Source organism: Limisphaerales bacterium (assembly GCA_014382585.1).
GTDB lineage: Bacteria > Verrucomicrobiota > Verrucomicrobiia > Limisphaerales > UBA1100 > JACNJL01.
In genome coordinates this window covers 64,531-81,623 of record JACNJL010000022.1, presented here as the reverse complement: position 1 = coordinate 81,623, position 17,093 = coordinate 64,531, and the positions used below count along the sequence as shown (strand labels likewise).

General features: G+C 51.0%; 13 protein-coding genes. 1 reads left to right on the top strand and 12 read right to left on the bottom strand.

The annotated features are described in order from the left end of the window. Positions 1-77: 77 nt before the first annotated feature. The 5 genes from H8E27_02595 to H8E27_02575 form a co-directional block, all read right to left on the bottom strand. On the bottom strand, positions 78-1,541 hold the full coding sequence (locus H8E27_02595) for an SUMF1/EgtB/PvdO family nonheme iron enzyme (protein ID MBC8324502.1): 1,464 nt from the start codon (positions 1,539-1,541) through the stop codon (positions 78-80). Positions 1,542-1,693: 152 nt separating this feature from the next. After that, entirely contained in the window at positions 1,694-2,089 is a 396-nt protein-coding gene (locus H8E27_02590; GenBank protein ID MBC8324501.1) for a hypothetical protein, read from the bottom strand. An 11-nt stretch (positions 2,090-2,100) separates the two neighbouring features. Further along, on the bottom strand, positions 2,101-3,222 hold the full coding sequence (locus tag H8E27_02585) for a histidine decarboxylase (GenBank protein MBC8324500.1): 1,122 nt from the start codon (positions 3,220-3,222) through the stop codon (positions 2,101-2,103). Positions 3,223-3,366: 144 nt separating this feature from the next. Then, entirely contained in the window at positions 3,367-5,655 is a 2,289-nt protein-coding gene (locus H8E27_02580; GenBank protein MBC8324499.1) for a hypothetical protein, read from the bottom strand. A gap of 221 nt (positions 5,656-5,876) precedes the next feature. Then, positions 5,877-6,080, bottom strand: a complete 204-nt coding sequence (locus tag H8E27_02575) for a hypothetical protein (GenBank protein ID MBC8324498.1) — start codon at positions 6,078-6,080, stop codon at positions 5,877-5,879. A 150-nt stretch (positions 6,081-6,230) separates the two neighbouring features. Here H8E27_02575 and H8E27_02570 point away from each other — a divergent pair, with 150 nt between their 5' ends. Then, positions 6,231-6,746 (top strand): hypothetical protein, encoded by a 516-nt coding sequence (locus H8E27_02570; protein MBC8324497.1) that lies wholly within the window; start codon positions 6,231-6,233, stop codon positions 6,744-6,746. Positions 6,747-7,127: 381 nt separating this feature from the next. On the opposite strand, the gene H8E27_02565 is transcribed toward H8E27_02570, so the two are convergent. The 7 genes from H8E27_02565 to H8E27_02535 all read right to left on the bottom strand — a co-directional run bounded on the left by H8E27_02565 (position 7,128) and on the right by H8E27_02535 (position 17,081). Then, positions 7,128-7,448, bottom strand: coding sequence for a sulfatase-like hydrolase/transferase (locus H8E27_02565; GenBank protein ID MBC8324496.1), 321 nt, complete (start codon positions 7,446-7,448; stop codon positions 7,128-7,130). After that, complete coding sequence (locus H8E27_02560; protein MBC8324495.1) at positions 7,448-8,884, bottom strand: sulfatase-like hydrolase/transferase; 1,437 nt, start codon at positions 8,882-8,884, stop codon at positions 7,448-7,450. Before H8E27_02560 ends, H8E27_02565 begins: the two co-directional genes overlap by 1 nt. A gap of 19 nt (positions 8,885-8,903) precedes the next feature. Continuing rightward, entirely contained in the window at positions 8,904-9,857 is a 954-nt protein-coding gene (locus H8E27_02555; protein ID MBC8324494.1) for a polysaccharide lyase family 7 protein, read from the bottom strand. Between the two features lie 357 nt (positions 9,858-10,214). Further along, a complete protein-coding gene (locus H8E27_02550; GenBank protein MBC8324493.1) occupies positions 10,215-11,384 on the bottom strand; it encodes a DUF1501 domain-containing protein in 1,170 nt (389 codons plus the stop codon). Between the two features lie 155 nt (positions 11,385-11,539). Next, complete coding sequence (locus H8E27_02545) at positions 11,540-13,684, bottom strand: DUF1549 domain-containing protein (protein MBC8324492.1); 2,145 nt, start codon at positions 13,682-13,684, stop codon at positions 11,540-11,542. Positions 13,685-13,846: 162 nt separating this feature from the next. After that, positions 13,847-15,619, bottom strand: a complete 1,773-nt coding sequence (locus tag H8E27_02540; protein MBC8324491.1) for a sulfatase-like hydrolase/transferase — start codon at positions 15,617-15,619, stop codon at positions 13,847-13,849. A gap of 40 nt (positions 15,620-15,659) precedes the next feature. Beyond that, entirely contained in the window at positions 15,660-17,081 is a 1,422-nt protein-coding gene (locus H8E27_02535) for a sulfatase-like hydrolase/transferase (protein MBC8324490.1), read from the bottom strand. Positions 17,082-17,093: the final 12 nt, after the last annotated feature.

Genomic DNA, 17,093 nt, shown 5'->3' with positions numbered 1-17,093 from the left:
CTGTTGGAGTTTTTGTCTGCGGAAAATTCTACCGTTTTGTTGACGACTGTCCAGCCTCACTTGAATAAATGTGGCCGCTAGTTTAGCGGCACATCATATTCAACACCGTTGTTCCAGTAGGCCTTCATTTCCTCCTGAGTAGGCACTTCGAGCGGGCGAACAACCCGCATCCCCATGAAGGTGGCATCGGTTAGGTACCAAATACTCTTGGGCAGCTGCGGATCCTGTTGTTTCCAGTGGGGACCTGAAAATATCCGAGCCGAACTACGCATAGTGCTTTTGGAGAAATTGGGGTGAAACGACCCGCCTCTCGCCACATGCGGATACGGTTTACTCCCCTTCACCCAGGGATCGACAAGGATACTCTTGGAGGCTTTGTACGGCGCGCCACCATCCAGTACCCATTCGAACACATTGCCGTGCATATCAAACAAGCCCCAAGGGTTGGGGGGTTTGAGGCCTACCTTGCGGTAGCCCACATCAAAGGTCACCGGATCCAGCGTATTGCCGCTATTCCACGTTTTGGCGTTCAAGGTGGCACGGTCTGCCTCGTTGCCCCATGAGAACGCCGTGGTGGTACCCGCACGACAGGCGTATTCCCATTCCGCCTCGGTTGGTAGTCGATAAAAATGACCCGTCTTGGCACTGAGCCATTGGCAGTATTTATTGGCCGCATGTTGTGTCATGGAGATTGCCGGGTGCTGCCCCGTCCCCATCCCGAAATCCATGTTCACATACGGCTTAGTGGGAGTAGCGACTGAATCGAGATAATACTCCCTCGTGCCTTTTTTTAGATTCACGTTTTTCTCGTAATACATGAACTTGTGATACTCATCCCAAGTAACCTCATGTTTGCCAATCCAGAAAGCCGACACGGTCACACGCCGCTGCGGACCTTCATTTTCATCACGCCCGGTTTCATCTGCGGGGCTACCCATTAGGAAGGTGCCGCCCTTGATGGGAACCATCGTGAAATCTGATAAGGTGTTCGGCACTTTGTCCACGAACAACTTCATCTCCTTCTCAGCGACCGGTTTATGATTGGCTATGATTTTGGTGCGGATGGCATCGATGATTTTGTTTTCGTCCTCGCCTTTGATGATTTTTTTCTTGGGCTCAAGCTGCAAACCATCCGGCCAAGTTGCGCCTTGGTCGATCCATAATGCAATCAGCTCAATCTCCTCTTTCGAAGGCCGCTGTTCTTTTTCTTTGGGCGGCATCACTTCCTCGTCATCTAAAGGCAGGGTCATGGATTCCCAAACCATACTACGCTCGTGATCGCCAGGCCGAATACGCCGCCCTTTGATGGCCTTCTCTTTGACGTCGAGTTGATAGCCGCCGCCGTGCTCTTCCGCTTCTCCCTCGCGGTGGCAGCCCACGCAATTGAATTCCAGGATTGGCTTGATCTGCTTTACGAAATCCACCTTCGCCGGCTCAGCAGGTTTGCCCGCATTACCGGTCGGCAGCTTTTTATCGTTACCACCCGTGGCGCAGGCGATGAGTAACGCCACGCCGATCATTCCAGATACGCGTAAAAACATGTCCCCGCCACTGAAACCAATCACACGGCAAAAGTCAATCTTGCGGGAGCAACCCAGTTCCAATGACCAAATTCCTAAGAAGTCCAAATGCCTAATCCCTCAAAATGATTATTGGGTATTGGGTAACCGGCATTGGGACTAAAACTTGGAACTCATTCCGCCAACAAATTATCCGTCACCAATGCTCGCGCCTTTTCGATCGGATCGGCACTGACGGCGATAACCCCCCAATCTTCGTTACGTTGCACGATGCGGATGCTGTGGACGGTGACGCCCGCATCGAGAAAACGCTTGGCCACGCGGGCGAGCGCGCCGGGCTGATCGCGCACGCGCACGAGCATTGCGTCCTCGCTCACGGCGTTCCAACCGGCATCGCGCAGCACTTGTAGCGCACGGTTGTAATGATCCACAGAGAGCGTCACCACATCCGTGCCGTTGGCCTCTTCGGCATCGAGCGATTCGATGTTGATCTGGTTCTCGCCCAGCAGGGCGGCAATCTCGGCGGTAACGCCGGCGCGACTTTCGGTGACGATGGAAATCAGTTTCATATTTAAAATCACTAAACTGGGTTAGCGGTAATATCGGACACGAGACGGTCTATCCGGTCGCGATCCACGTGGGGCATCACCATAATGTGTGCGATCTCTCCCTGCACGGCGAGCTGCCATTTATCGAGCACCAAGCCGGAGGGCTTGGGGAGCACCACGGTGATGGCGTGCGGGTTGCGCCACGCCTTTACGCCAATGGCGTTGAGCTGTTCCACGGCGTATTCCGCGCCCGCAAGGCATTCGGCCACCACGGCGCGGAAGCCTTCTTTGTCGCGCTGCCGAATGGCGTACCACAGCATCAGTGGCGTGATGGCGTTGCGCGAGCCGGTGATGGTGGTATCTAACGTGCCGACGTATTCGATGCTGCGGGCGATGCGATCCACGTGTAGCTTTAGTGCCAGTACCACGCCACACGGCAACGGCGAACCGATGAGTTTGTGGCCGCTGATGGACATGCTGTGGATCCCGCTGGAAAAGTTGAACTCCGGTGCCCCATCAATGAACGGCAGCGTCATCCCGCACAACGCGGCATCGGCGTGGATGTACGATTCGGGGATGGCTAAATTTTTAATCATCCCCTGTATCGCCGGAATATCATCCACACCTTCGCGCATGGTGGTGCCGATATTGGCAAAAATAATGGGCGGCACATCGCGGTGAATGCGAAGGGATTCCTCGAGGTCCTCCAAATCCATCGCGCCGCTGGGCTGTGATTTGATCATGATGTGCGGCATCCGCAGCAATCGCAAATTTTTGCTCACGCTGTAATGGGTATCCTGCGAAAAATACACCATCCCGTTCGGGTACAACTCGCGCGCGAGATAGAGCCCATAAAGATTCCCCTCCGTGCCGCCGTTGGTGACATAGCCCCACCAATCGCCCTTCGGCGCAGCCTGCAATTCCGCAAACCAATCAAGCACCTCACGCTCAAACTCGCGCGAATGGAGATGATACGTACAGGGATCAAACGGATCGCCGATGTTGTTCAGTGGATAATCCAGAAACCGAAAGAGATCGTGATAATTAAAATTAGCCGTGACCGGATAGCCGGCAAAAACCTGCGTCTGTTCATGAATCATCGCATGAAACGCATCCAACCTCGCAACATCCTCCGGGCTGAGCGTACCGGGCATCGCGGTTTCCAAATTAACGGTATTTGCCTCCACTCAATACAGTTTAGCCCGAATCTGAAAAACAGGCAAGTGGGAGGAGGAACTTGGTCGGACAGGCGTGACTCAACTTATCTCACGCGTCCACCCAAAAGAGGCCAAAGGCGGTTACTCTATGGTATGAATTGTATGCATCACCTCGGTGCGAATACGGGTGCCGTCAGCCGCCTGGACATTGAACCTGATTAGCTGCTGATCGCATGGACGCAGATCCTCCATGGAAAGTGTCACGGTTTTGCGGTCTGCTGAAAGTGTAGCCCTGATAATATTCACCCCTTCATTCCCGCGCTCCTTTGGGTTGCTCACTTTGAAGGTTGGCGATCCATAATCCTGTGTACGCTGATAATTCCATCGGGTGATGGCGTAATTCTCTGAGTCCGCCGCCGATTTCGAATCTAACGGTTGTGTAAAAGTAAGATGCACACCGGCCTTATCCACCTTGAGGTCACGCACGGTATACACCTTTTTACCTGTGTATCGGATTCGATCAAGACCTGTAATACGAGCGGCGTTACTCTGCCAACCTTTCAGACCGGCAACATATAAGTGGCCATCACTCGGATTAAATCGGGGGCGCATTGCAGAGGAGGTAAAGCGCAAGGGCAATTTCACTACTCCCCCCTGCATCTGGCCGGCCACCTTTTGCTTAAGCACCAAGTAGATCGAGGATTGCCCGTAGCTGGTGTGCAGCAATTCACCTTGGAATGGACCCCACTTATCACTGGTCACCCAAACCTGACCCCCACCGGAGTTATCCCAACCTTTGTCCAGCCAACAAAGCGGCTTGTCGTGTTTGGGCACCGGTGTTTTGTGTGCGAGTGTTTCCACCCCGTAAAACCCATCGTTACGAATCCAATTAATCGGACACCGTGGCACCCATGAACCTTCGTTGTCACCACTGGTCAACTGTCCATTGGGCCCCACACCCATGCCGTTGGGAGCACGGAACCCTGTGGCCACCACGGTGAGTTTTTTTCCATACTTATCGATCTTCATCAGGCTTCCTGCATGGCGCGAAATGTTGCCATTCCCTCCTCCGCCACCGAAGCCACGGCCACCACCGCGAACCGGCCCAGCCTTGATGGTATAAAAGTTGCCTTCTTTATCCGTGTGCAAGTCAAACACAAATTCATGAAACCCCTGCGAGCTGGTGATCTCGTTGTTGAAACTTTCGTAGTAGTCGGCTTCGCCATCTTTGTTCAGATCATGATAGCGAGTGATTTGATCGCGTCCGGAGGTGTAAATAACATCGTCCACGATCTTCAGACCCAATGTCTCAAATCCACCACTGGCAAAGCGTGTCCACTTCAAATCCTTGAGGTTTTCATTCTTCAAGCCCGACACAATCCACACATCGCCATCCCACGTTGAAAGTGCCGCCCGATGACCATCACTAAAAAAATCCAGCCCACCAAAACGCACGCGGCGATTCCATGGGTTCTTCTCCGGCGAAGTAAGCACATCAGTTACGTACGCGCCATCAGGTGTGCTGCTGGCATTCATCTTGCCCTGAGTCACCACCGGATCAGGCCAGCGATTCTTACCCACCTTGCGAAAATCAGCCTTGGATGCCTCCTTGGCCAATGCGGGAAACTGGCCTTGATCCGCTTTGCTTCCACTCCAGATGCGTATCTGGAATGTGCCGGCTTTCGTACCCTTGGCTAGCTTAGCCACCACGCGTTTATTATCCTGCACCTCAAGCTTGCTCCCCTTGGGCGCATTCATTAGCGCCACTTGTGTGACCTGATCGCCAGCCACCAAAACCGCCACGCCACCGTCCACTCCACCTTTTGCGTTTTCCACCTCGCAAACCAACGTCACCAGATCGGCAGCAATATCCTCATGTTGAATACTGCGCACAAAGACTGTCTGCCCGTCTTTTTCAATACTTCCAGGTTGCTCAAGAATGTCCACACCGTGCACCGTGTAGCTCAGCACCACCTGATCATCTGCCACATAGTTGCCGCGCCATTGGATGTGTTTACGGGGCAATGGGCCAAACGGTTCCGGGCGCGAATCGGCAAAAGAACCTTTGGCATCAGCCCAGCCAGCGATGGACGGGTTCCCGAACTTCTGTGCACCAGCGATGCGCGGACTAGCTCCGTGATTGCCCTTGAAGCTCACCCCATCCTCAGTGATGTAGTCCCCGGTCCAACCCGCTGCCCAACGCAGCAAATCTGTATCAAAACACATGAACGCCTCACGCCCAACAATTATGGCCATCCCTTTGTTAGCCACGTTATTTTTAGGAAACTGCGTCCGGATGGCCGCCTTGGTGTAGGGGAAATCCGCCTGCAAATGGCGGGAAAGTTTCTGCTGCCAAACGGGCTTCTCCTGAGCCCAAACCGCGGGAGAAAAAAATACAGCCAACGAAATCGTAATACGTAAAATCATCATTGTAAAAAGCTGACGAACCTAGCATTAGAATATTCAACAATGAGGCAAACACGCACATCGTGATCACTGTTGCAATTCCGGCTGGAATCGCCCCAAGCGTTAAATGCGTTTGAGCCGAAAATTAACAAGGGGGTAAATGGCCGAACCCTCGACCTCCACACCCCCAGTTTGCAGGGCGCAGTCTCTTGTGGTTACTTGTGGCCACTTTACTGGGGTTTTGTTTACAGGACGCACCACAAGTAGCCACAAAATAGGGCGTTAAGTCGGGCAAAGGTTGTTGCAGCTTCGTGGGTATCGTAGACGTAGGACTCAATCGGATACTCTCCGCCTTTTTTGAGTCGGTTGCCTGCTCGGTTCGTTCCTGCCGGGGTTCGGGTGTAGAGTCTGTGTTTTCCATCTTCTTCTTCGCGCACAATGATTTCCATTAGACACCATTATGATCCCGTTAAAGGAAAGAATCAGGTGGAAGTTGCATCGGTTTCATCCCCGCTTGTCCACAGGGCGAGCCGTCGTTCTTCTATCTCCCGCGCTGAATTAATATTGACAAATGTTCGCGGGGCGAGAATGGGTTTTTTATGAAAAACATCGACGTTAAATCCCTCATCATTGGCGCACTGTTCACCTCAACCATATGTGCAGCAGTAATTTCTGGGTGTTCAACAACGCCTGAATTGATTTGGAATGAAGAAAAGTCAGAGGGGAAAGATTCAAATGGAGTAGTCAGGGAGACACGTAAGCCATTTCACACGCGTGGATTTTTAGACACACGTGGAATGATTTTGATTTCTAGATTTGATGAGAATGCCCGCCTCACAAGTGAGACAGTCATTCGCGACGGCAGACCGATGGAAGACCGACCTGATTGGTTCCGGCGTGAAATGAAAATTTTTGAATGCAAATACCACAAAAATCTTTCCGACGAGAACGGCAAGCCGCTTGTAATTGAAAGAGTTGAATATGCTCACACCCTGACCACCGGATTGACCGCGCGCGATGTTGGTTATGTTAAGAAAAACAAGCGCTGGGGAAAAATCGTTTACACATACGATTCAAAGGGCAGATTAACAGGAGAAACCCGCCACAGAGAGTAGCCGCCCTCGGCTCAGATGAATTTGTTTCTGGGTTGCGGGCCTCAGCCAAAAAGGGCGGTAAAGGAACACAGGCCGCGGCGTGTGGTTGATACCTCAAGGGTGGGAACCATTTACTAACCACAGCCAATTTTATGCCGTTTTGTGGGTCCGTCGGCGCATCAAATAATCACCCCTCCCTGAGAAAACCCTCCTCAGCCAAATAAGCGGCCACCAGTGTCTTTGCCATGAACGGGTACGGGTCGCGGAACTTGATCTCCTTGGTCTTGTGGTCGATGCAGACGGCGTAACCGTGGACGAGGAGCTTGTGGTATCACCCTCGTTTGAATTTACCGGTCTTCATTCCCCGTTAGACGTTCACCGATGACCGGATCGCACCCCTGTTTATTCACCCACAACAAACGACACCGGTTCACAAAACTCCCTCACCCGCCTCACCCCCGACCAAAGCGACGTGCGTGAAGGCACACAAAACGGCGACGCGCTGTAGGCATTTCGAAACACCACTCCGCTGTCACCGAACGCCTGAAGATTCGGAGCGATCACTTTTCCCGAGTACCGTTCCGGCTTTTCCAGTATCCACGTATTTAGATCATCGGCCATGAGCACCAGCAGATTCATCCGCTCGCCGGCCTGGCTGCTCGGCGCACTGAGCAATGGGCCGAAGACGAGGATGGCATAGAATAGTTTTGTCAGTGATTTCATTACCGTTTCTCCTTTTTTGATTTCTGGACAGGCGCCTTCCATCCGGGCTTTAGCTCAGCGAACTTCTCATAAAGCGCTTGGTACGCTTCCATTTGTTCCCACCTCTCCGAACGTTGAGGCTGCAGCACCTTCCCCTCCGGATAGTCCCGCCCCAGCGCACTGTTGTCGATGGAAGCCTCAACGGCGAGCGCCTCTGCTTTCATCTGTTCAAAACGCTCGGGTTGTTCAGCCGCCAAGTTGGTGGTTTCCCCCAGATCGGTTTTCAGATCAAAAAGCTCCCATGGAATCCCTTTGCCATTTCCATTCCTCACGATCTTGTAACGCCCCTCCAGCAATGCCATTCCTTTGTTTTTAATGGGTATCGGGCGAGCGCGTTTCGGTGTGGTGCCGGTAAACAACGGAACGATGCTTTCGCCGTCGACGACTTCCAGCATCGAGTCCTTCGGCAGGTCAAGGAGGTCCATCAGAGTCGGCATGATGTCCATCGTGGATGCCGGGAAATCCGTCACCTGCGGCTGAATCGTGCCCGGCCATTCGATCAATCCCGGCACGCGAATACCGCCTTCATACAAATTGCCTTTGGCCCCACGCAGACCCGCCATCGCATGGGGTTCATGGTCGCGCCCTCCATTGTCACTGCAAAACCAGATCAACGTGTTCTTGGCCAAATCCAACTCGCGCAACCGGTTGCGAAGCATGCCGATGCTCCGATCCAGGGCAACAATCTCACCCAACAGACTTCGCTGCCTTCCATCCATGTCCTTCGGCAACCCCTGCAAATCCTGCTCCAGCGCGGTATAAGGAAAGTGCGGCGAGCCATACCAAAGCACCGTGAAGGTCGGCTTTTCCTTATTGGCCTCAATAAACGTCAGCCCTGCTTCCACCATCAACACGGAAGATTCGCCTTCGAGATAAACGATCTCACCATTGTGCGTCATCAACGGATTCATTTCGATGTAGTTGGTCGCCGATAACCATTCATCAAAGCCATAATGCTTGGGGCCGTTCGGGTCATCCGGAAGAACCGGCATGGCCGAACCCTGAACCCCTCCCAAATGCCATTTACCAAAGTGGGCGGTGGCGTAGCCCGCTTTTTTTAGAGCAGCAGGCAGGGTCTTTTCCTGCAAGCAAAGGCGCTTGTGCAGACCGGGAACCCCGGTGCGATGCGGCGAACGCCCCGTCAAAACCGAGGCGCGCGTCGGCGAGCACACTGAGGCGGCCGCATAGAATCGATTGAACCGAATGCCGGACTTCGCCATCGCATCCAGATTCGGAGTATTCCCCTTCAGATGCGGATGGTTCATGTAACCCACCTGCCCCCAGCCCTGATCGTCCGACATGATGAGGACGATGTGAGGCCGGGGCGCCTCATCGCTGATGGCGGGAGAGACAAGGGCCAAAAGGAAAAGATAAGCTAGATGGCGCGCGCGAATCATCGATGGCATTTCTCTGACTCTAGGGTTTCTGGTTATGGCTCGCATTCAGTTGGCTGAAAGCCACGCGAGCGCCTTCGGTAACATCACCCGTGTCGTCTTGCGGGTAGGCCCCGGCCTTGAAGTAGAAAGTCTGCTCGGCCCATCGGGGATCGTGCGTGAGCATGTTTTCGGTTTGGGTCACGCCGTTCACGGTTACGGAGAGCACGGCATCCTTGAGCTGGATCTGCCAGGCAATGTCGTTGTTTAGGCCCACATCGGCAAACTTGATCAATTTGTCCTTGCCGGCGAAGGGGCTGAGCTTGACGAGAGCTTCCATGCGGCCTTTGTAGTATTGGAGCTTTACCAGAGGTTTCGATTTGCCGGTATAGCTATGGATCTGTCCGATTACGACTTTGGGGTAACTAGGGACTTGGAGCAGGCGACAGCGTCCTTCGAGTTGGTGCGTCCCGGTACTGTCCCAATTACGACCGACGTTTCCGGGCTCAAGCATTTCGCGCAGTTCACTGCGAGGGAACTTGGTGTTGCCAGTCGTTGAACCGATTACAGGACACCAGAAAATCATTGTGCCGTTGGCGTCGGTGTAGAAATGCGGATCCTTGAATCCGGCGACCAGTTGTTTTGCCCCAATCTCGGCGGCGTGACCACCGTAGTTGCCAGCCTTGTTGTAGGGCAACGTCAGTTTCCAGTTCTTTAGATTGAAACGACTGGCGGGAGGCGGGCCCACGACGGGCGTGACCGGAACTTTAATGATCGGCAGGTTCACCTCGGGCTTAGGCTGATTATTACCTGAAGGTCTCTGCTTCTTTCGTTCCTGTGCTTGGAAACCTGCCTTCTGGTCATCGGTGAGATTCAACGCAGCCAACAGCCCAGGCACTGTTTGGGGAGTTGAGGCAAGTTTATCAGTCTGATGCGTCCATGCGCCAACCGCGAGGCCTGAAATGAGTACGATGGGAAGAAGAAACGTGAATTTCAAATTTGCGTTGAGATCGTTAGGGATTGGTCGCGTTCGAAATTTGTAACAGCCACATTCGGACAATCCAAACCAAATACCTTTTGGAACAAAACACGTACGGTCTCCCACACATGTGACGCTCAATCGGAATGGAGTCGGCGCCAAATTTGACGAAATAATTTAACCGCCCACGAATACAGAGCTAGAAAATGGTCGGACCGGGGAGATTCGAACTCCCGACCTCCACACCCCCAGTGCGGGAGACTACGAATTATAACCCTGTTTTTTCAGCGCTATTATTGGATTTTTATCGATCCACCTTTGGCCCGAAAAACTCTTCAGTGTTTTATAGGAAAATTAAAACTGACACTTTAGTCATCACGCGAATAACTCCAGGATAGGCTTTTCGCCGTCACCGACAGTCATGGGTCGCCCAGAAGGCGACGTGGCGGGTTTCCCAATTTCCATACCAGCTGCGAATGCGATGCTGGCGTGAAATGCTCCAACAGAAACGGCATTTTCGTCAACGTAGTATCCCATATCGTCACTCTTGCCATAGACAAACCCAGCCTTTGTGCCTCCTCCAGCGAGAACCGTTGAAAAGCAAACAGGGTGATGACTTCGTCCATCACCATCGAATGCCGGTTTACGACCAAATTCTGTCGCAACAACGACCAGCGTGGAATCCAGCATCCCTCGCTGCTCAAGGTCAGTAATCAGTGTTGCGAATGCCTGGTCAAATACCGGCGCCACTTCACTCATCTCATCGGCAAGTGCTTTGTGATGATCCCAGCCATCGTGCTTCACCTCAACAAAACGGACACCGGATCCAACTAGGCGACGAGCGAGCAAGCATCCCTGACCGAATGAATTATTACCATAGGTCTCCCGTTGTTTTTCTGACTCATCCGCCAAGTCAAAAGCTTTCAATTCCTTACTCTTCATTAAGGCTAGGGCATCATCGTAGAAACCTTTATAAGAATTAACCCCCTTATCATTGAATTTTCTCCGAAAGTCGGCATCGATTTTGTTTAACAATGCCTGTCGCTTTGTGGCCACTGACTTACCACCGATCGATTCAACGTCACTGATCCCTTTGGTCGGATCTCCGATAGCAAGTGGGGCAAAGCTCGAAGGGAAGAAGCCATTACCTTGATCGGAACGGCGATTGACGCACACACTTGACGGCAAATTTTTACTACTACGCCCTAGGTAGTGAGAGCCCCAGGCTCCTAAATTTGGGTGTATAATCGTTCCGCGAGGTTCATAAGCGGTTCGCATGTAGTATTGTGCTGGTGAATGGATGCCGATCTTTGCTTCCATAGAGCGAATCACGCTTACACGATTTGCGACCGCCGCGAATTTCGGGAAATATTCGGTGACCTGAAAGTTCCCGGACGTGTTAATCGCCTTTGCCGGACCTTTAGATTTACCTTGTTTTGGGTCCAGCGAGTCAATGTGACTTAGACCGCCATTGAGCATTAGCCAAATTACGCTCTTCGCTTTACCAAAGGCGGCAGGCTTTGCTCCTGCTGACTCTTCAGCCATTAGGTGTGCCGTTGGAAGGATCCTCAAGCCGAGTGAAGTCGCGGCACAGCGTTCGACGAACTGTCGACGAGTCGGTGCATCTAAAGAGTTTAAAAGTTGCTTCATGTTGGGGCGTCCTTATAAATGAAATGCGGTAAATTAAATAGGGTTACAGTCTATTGAATAAACATAAACTCGCGGGAATTCAACAGAGCCCAGACTATGTCACTCAGTTCAAGTCCTTGTTCGAGTGCAATAACACACTGTTTCGTGTCCTTCTCACGCGGAGACCGTGACAGGCATGCACGATAGAGGAGAGCGATCTGCTCAGGCTGGCTGTTCTTGCTACTCGCGGCGTTGATAACCAACGAGCTGGTCATAATACTTTTCGTGACTTCGCCGTTCATCATCGCCAACGATTCGGTAATACCGCCCTCGGTCGATCCGTCATCAGCAACATCACGAGCTGACTGACCTGCGACTCTTAGAAAATGTGTTGGGGGCATTGGTTGTGGTAGTTCTGAAGCCCGCAACCACGAATTCTCACCGCGCAGTTTTACGCGCCGCCCCTTACTAGACCCCATGAATAAGCCGCGCCCGCCATCACCATTCGAAGCCTCACCTTTCGGCAATAGTGTCTCTGCAAAGTTGAAGATCTTCTCGCGATCGCTCAAAATATCCTTCTTGTCGTGTGTGAATTCAAAGGGAAAAACTAGTCGCTTCATCAAAGGCGCATTATCTGTCTTCAACTGATCAATCTCCGGGCCTCGCAACAGGAGAACAATAGAATCCCACGCCTGCTCAGCTGTCATTCGACGTAATAAAGGACCAGGGAATCGGAAAGCCTCACCCTCAAGCGGCGTCACGCTGACCTGCTGCTGATATGCGCTAGTATTTAGAATTACTCGCTGAAATTTTCGCAGGTCAAAATCAACATCCTTCATCAACTGTGCGATGAACCGAAGTAGTTCCGGATTAGTGGCGTTTTCGAGAACATCGAGATCTGTAACCGGCTCTTTGACCGCAATTCCAAAAAACTTCTTCCATAATCGATTGGCAATAGCCGCGGCAAAGCGCGGATTCTCAGATGACGTCATCCAGTCCGCGAAATGATTTCGGAGCCGTTTCGGCCGATGTCCCGCCAGAGGCATTTCCTTTTCAGGCCCCCAATTGATAAATCGTGGGCTAACCAAGTCGCCGGGTTTGGCGTCGTCATACGAGTAGTCCTCAGGGAATACAGTCGAAATGGTGTTATCGAATACGACTCGCTCCATATTCGGTTGAAGTAAAGTGACAAGATTCGCTTTTGAGAAACGTTCATCACGGAGAGTTATTGCCGGCTTGCGTGTATCCACACGCTCAAAGGTCGTCGAGCCGAAAAATGCCGCCATTTCATAAAAGTCACGTTGAGTCCATTCAGCAAGGGGATGGTCATGACACTGAGCACAGCCAATATTTGCACCAAGAAAAATAGTCAGCGTGTTGGAAAGGCTATCCAACGGCATACTTGCGTCGCGCAAGAGGTATGCGGTGGCCCCATTTTCTCCCAACCGACCTTCTGCAGTTAGCATGTCATGGACAAGTTCATCCCACGGCCTGTTCTCACGGAGTTGTGATTTCAGCCATGTATGAAACGTCCAAGTCTTACCAATCCGGTAATAATCATCTTTCACACGAAGCATGTCCGCTAGCCAGTTGAACATGTGGGATTCATGACCGGGAGACTTAAGCAATTCATCAATCAACCTAGCCCTACGGTCTTCACGAGTGTCTGCGTGGAAGCGTTTAAGTTCATCACCGGTCGGAATTCGGCCAATCACATCCAGATACAGGCGGCGGACGAACTCAACATCACTGGCCGGCGGATTCGGTTTAAGCCCGTGTTTTGTAAGATCAAGCTGGATAATTGTGTCAATTCTTGAGGCCGTGCCAGCCGTTTCCTTCGTTGTTTCTTCAACTGACTTTGCGACCGGAATATTACCTCCATCATTGTTTGCAAACTGCTTCTTCTCTTCTGTGGCTCGGAAAAAGAAAACCCAAATTCCAATCCCAATAGCCAACAGTCCCACCACGGCAGCAATTCCTTGGAGAATATTTTTTTTGTTTCCAATCGACACGGATTGCGAAGGAAGAACAGATGTTGCCACAGAACCTGTGGCAACCACCACGCCGGAAATCTGTTGAACCGGCAACCAATTCGTCATGCCATCTTTCCAAGCCAGATCTGAAGGAAGTAGTGTGCCGTTTGCCAAATAAGCATTTGTTTCTTCTATGCTGTAAGGCCCAAATCTTTCACCATTCCTATCAATATGTATCTTCATTAAGACTCAATTTGCCATTCAACACCGGAAAATTACCTGAGAAAACCCTACCGCAAGATTTTAATTCAGAGAAGCTAAAGGGACCTTATATCAGCACTAAAGATTCAAATATCATGCATAACATATGACGAGGCTCATTTTATGAGTTAGATTTTTAGCTCTCTACTCCGTTTCGCCATCTTTGTCCTTTTCTCTCACCTTCTTCTTGGCTTCTTCACGGGCGTTTCTACGTGTTTCACGTTCCGCTTTTCTTTTAGCCTTATCGACATGGGGTGGTTCATCGGTAACGTCTATATCCTGTTTCAACGCTTCCGGTACCGTTACTGTTTTGCCTTTGATCTCGAGCTGTTTAACGATTTTTATTTGTTTACTGACCTGCCCCGGCTTAGCGGCGTTCCCTCCGGGAATGAACTCACCGAAAGGGCGACCTATGGCTTGGAGATCCTGCTGCATCTTTTGGCGCATCTCTTTCACGCGACTGGAATGCCCTATATGACCCGCAAGATTCCTCATCTCTTTCGGATCTGTCTTCAGATGGTAGAGCTGATCTTCGTCAAAGAAACCCGGGCGGTCGGCCCCCCTTACTCCGATGCCCAGACGTCCAATGTAGGACATGGCTTTGGGTAAGTTTTGCGGCGCGGCTCTCTTGATCGCTCCGATTTGCTCTTTCGTGTAGCGAACGGCAATGTAGGACCAATCTTTCGTGACAGTTGCCCGAGCAGCTCCCATTTCGAGATAAAGGTGATTCCGCCAATCTTTGTCTGTTCCGTTTTTGAAAAGAGGGGTGAGACTTTGCCCATCGATTCGGTAAGACTCCGGTTTTACCGCTTCACCCAGTTCGAAGAAAGTAGGCACGAGGTCGATATTCTGAACGAGTTCTTCACACACCTGCCCTGCGGCAATTCCTTTCGGCCAACGCATGATCATGGGCACCTGACAACTACCCTGTGAAAAAACGGATGCTTTGCCGTCACGACCGTGATCCGGCGCAAAGATCACCAGCGTGTTGTCATCGATTCCAAGCTCCTTCAGTTTACGAAGAATCGCTCCGAGTGAATCATCGATCCACGCTTCACCGGCCACATGACTTTCGGGGTCGAATCCCTTTTCCTTGATAATTTTGAGTAACTCAATACGCGGTGTCATTATCTCTGGAAGGCTTTCAACTTCCCCCTCTCCGGTGATAAGCGGATGATCCATGGATTTTCGCCAGGATTTATCCGGCCCGTGCAACAGGGTACTGCAAAGATGGAGGTAAAAGGGCCCATCCTTGTTCTCTTCAATGAATTCAAGAGCGGCCACCGTTGTCCACTCCGGGTTATGCGTAGAATAGGGCGAGGGTGTATTTTCCGGATAGACGTTCTTCGCCCAAGAAAAGCCAAGTTCCTTTAGGTAACGGCGCATCCAACGTTCGTTGCGCTTGAATTGAGCCGATGTCTCTGGCCCAGGACGCGCGTTTTTAGGAATATTGATCCATTTGTCTTTCCCTTTATAGAACTCCGGAAAATCCAAGTTGGAGGTGAGGTGAAATTTCCCAACAAAACCGGTAGCATAACCGGCTTCACGAAGAACATTCCCGACGTTCATGTTGTCGCGCTCTAGGGCGACATTGAAGTTGGGAAGCCCCTGATTTTCTTTGCCACCGACCGCATCAACGTAAAGCTTACTGTGTGAGTTACCAGCATATCGGCCGGTTAGGAAACTGTATCGAGAAGGAGTGCAAACCGAACTGCTGACATAGGCACGAGTGAACTTCATTCCTTCCTGAGCCATACGGTCGAGATTGGGAGTGTAGGTATCGCCTCCAAATGCGGCGATACTCGATGGGTTCTGATCGTCGATCAGAAACATGATTATATTCGGGCGCTGAGATTGGGCTGCAGGAGATAGGTTCCCCAACAAACAAAAAATCGAAAGTGAAATAATGGTTTTCATGGTAATTTGTTCCTAAAAGAATTTTGACGAATCATTCAGATTATTCAGTTGATCGATTATTTTTTGCTTCTCGTTCCTTGATGCGATTGGCTTTTTCTTTTTCGCGCGCCGCTTTCTTTTCTTCTTTTGACATATTTATTCCTGACCTACCGGCATCAGGATTCCAAAATTTCTCCTGCTTGCTCACCGGATCTGCCATTTTGTCGAGCCATTCGTTATATTTATCCGTGAGTTCAGAAACCAATTTAGGGTGTTTTGCCGCAAGGTCTGTCGTTTCACTGAGATCTTTATCAAGATTGAAAAGTTCAATGCGTTTCTTATCAGCGACCAGCTTCCAATCTCCTGAACGTATAGCCCATTTCCCTTTAGCTCCACCGGAACTCCAATAGAATGCGTCGTGAAGTTTGTCTGTTTTGCCCTTGAGAGCAGGCAGGATGCTTTTTCCGTCCAGAGGTTTATCTCTCGGTAAAGGAAGCCCGGCAGCGTCTAGTGCAGTCGCAAACAAATCAATCGACCACATGGGAACGTCGCACTTTTTTACGCCTTTCAATTGAGCCGGCCAAGAAACGATGAACGGGACATGAACCCCTCCTTCGTAGTCCATCTGCTTAAAGCCCCGAAGTGGGGCATTGTTAGCGCTCATGGCATTGGAGCCACCATTGTCCGTAAGAAATATCAAAAGCGTATTATCATAGATGTCGTGTTTTTTTAATGATTCCACAATCTCCCCAACCCCCATATCGAGGTGTTTGATCATGGCCATGAGAGTATCGCGCTTCTCGTCACCCGTAAGGTTCTTGATGTCCTCTTTAGGGGCCTCAGGCGGAGAGTGCACAGCGTTATATGCAACATAGAGAAAGAAATGCTCTTTTTTATGGCGGCTGATAAAGTCGACAGCTTCCTCAGTGATTCGAGTAGTGAGATAACCCTCTTCTTTTATGGGTTTAAAACCGCGATAAATTGGATGAGTCATGTCTGAGTGGTCAAAGTATGGATGGGCTCCACGTCCCATAAACCCATAGAACTCATCGAACCCACGATTCATGGCGTGATATTCTTTAGTGAGCCCTAGATGCCACTTACCTAATGCCCCAGAAACATATCCAGCTGGCTTGAGTCGCTGTGGAATAAACACCTCATTAAGTGGAACACCTGAGCCCCCTTCCCCAGCTGTGTATATTCCAAATCTTTGCTGATAACGACCAGTCATGAGTCCGGCACGCGTCGGGGAACATACGTGCCCACTGGTGTAACCCTGGGTACAGATGACGGAAGAATGAGCGAGGGCATCAATGTTAGGCGTACTGACTTCCGGTGGAGAATGGGGATTATAACTAACATCAGCATAGCCTTGGTCATCTGTGAGAATAATAACGATATTTGGTTTTTCGTCTGCCAATACAAAGAAGGGCATTCCGATCAAACTGAGGGTTATTGCATGTAGTGCTTTCAAAAGTCTCATAATTATTAGGAT